Genomic DNA, 1,369 nt, shown 5'->3' on the forward strand with positions numbered 1-1,369 from the left:
TAGAGATGAGAAGAATGAGTGCCTGTTTTTTATAGCAGACCTTCATTCGCTTACCACTATTAAAGATGCTGAGCAGCGCAAAAACAATATCAATGCCACAGCAGCTGCATGGTTGGCTTGTGGGTTTGACACAAGTAAAAATATCTTTTACCGTCAATCAAAGATTCCTGAGGTATGTGAGCTAACATGGTATTTGAACTGCTTCACTCCTTTTCCTATGTTGGCCAATGCCCATTCATTTAAGGAAAAATCAGATAAACTGGCTGATGTTAATGCCGGTTTATTCACTTACCCTGTGCTTATGGCAGCTGACATAATCATGTACGATGCTGACTTTGTACCTGTGGGTAAAGATCAGAAACAGCATCTGGAGATGACAAAGGACATTGCGAGTTCATTTAACCATCAGTACGGTGATACTTTTGTGTTACCAGAGCCAAAAATTGATGAGCAGGTAATGACAATACCCGGCACTGATGGCCAAAAGATGAGTAAATCTTATGGTAATATTATAGATATCTTTCTGGCTGACAAGCCTCTTAGAAAACAGGTAATGGCAATTGTTACGGACAGTACTCCACTGGAAGAACCTAAGGACCCTGACACTTGTAATGTATTTAAGATATATGAGCTGTTAGGAACAGATGCTCAGATACAGGAAATGAGAAATAACTACACTGGTGGCAACTACGGTTATGGCCATGCCAAGCAGGCACTTTATGATTTGATTATTGATAAATTCAGTAAAGAGAGAGCTGCTTTTAATGAATATATTAATAACCCTGATTTGATTGATGCTAAACTAAAAGAGGGCGAGGAAAAAGCGAGACTAATTGCTAGAGAAGTTTTAGGTCGTGTAAGAGAAAAGCTGGGTTTCTAAACCTAGTTTATTCAGCTTTCCAAACGACCTCTCTTTGGTCCGCATCTACCATAAGCTCTATCCTCGTTGGATTAGGAAGAATAACCAATTTAGTTTCTTCAGAGGCATAATCATCAACCTCAACATATACACCGTCAGCGATAGTTACGCTATAGTCCGTTCCCTCTTTTTTTGCGGCTCTCGGCAAATAGGCAATTGGTAACAACACATCTGTGTCCGGGCAAAACTCGTCATGAACCTCATGTAAAGCCTCTTCAAGATAAGGTCCAAAATCCTTCATTAGGGCATCTTCTTTATCATGAAGCGACTCTTCCAAATCGTCATAGTCGGGACTACTGTAATCTAAATTAGCTAAGGCAATCTTGTTATCTAAAATGGCTATTATATCTTGGTTAAGCTTATCTATATTCATGACAATTTATTATCTGATTCTGAGAACTTTAATTTCTATTCAGGTCGCAAAATAAACGATTGAAACTGATATTATAC

The 1,369-nt window shown here is 38.7% G+C and carries 2 protein-coding genes; one reads left to right on the top strand and one right to left on the bottom strand.

Translation table 11 applies throughout. From position 1 onward, the window contains the following. On the top strand, nt 1–880 hold an 880-nt coding region (trpS, locus tag E1140_RS07045), incomplete at its 5' end, for a tryptophan--tRNA ligase (RefSeq protein WP_155180854.1). Between the two features lie 7 nt (nt 881–887). Here the strand turns inward: trpS and E1140_RS07050 are convergent. Continuing rightward, a complete protein-coding gene (locus E1140_RS07050) occupies nt 888–1,292 on the bottom strand; it encodes a hypothetical protein (protein WP_155180848.1) in 405 nt (134 codons plus the stop codon). Between the last annotated feature and the right edge of the window lie 77 nt (nt 1,293–1,369).

The organism is Fulvivirga lutimaris, assembly GCF_009711525.1.
Classification (GTDB): Bacteria; Bacteroidota; Bacteroidia; order Cytophagales; family Cyclobacteriaceae; genus Fulvivirga; species Fulvivirga lutimaris.

Coding starts and splice junctions, on each gene's coding strand:
- E1140_RS07050 (WP_155180848.1), bottom strand. CDS start 1,292: ATGAATATAGATAAGCTTAACCAAGATATAATAGCCATTTTAGATAAC.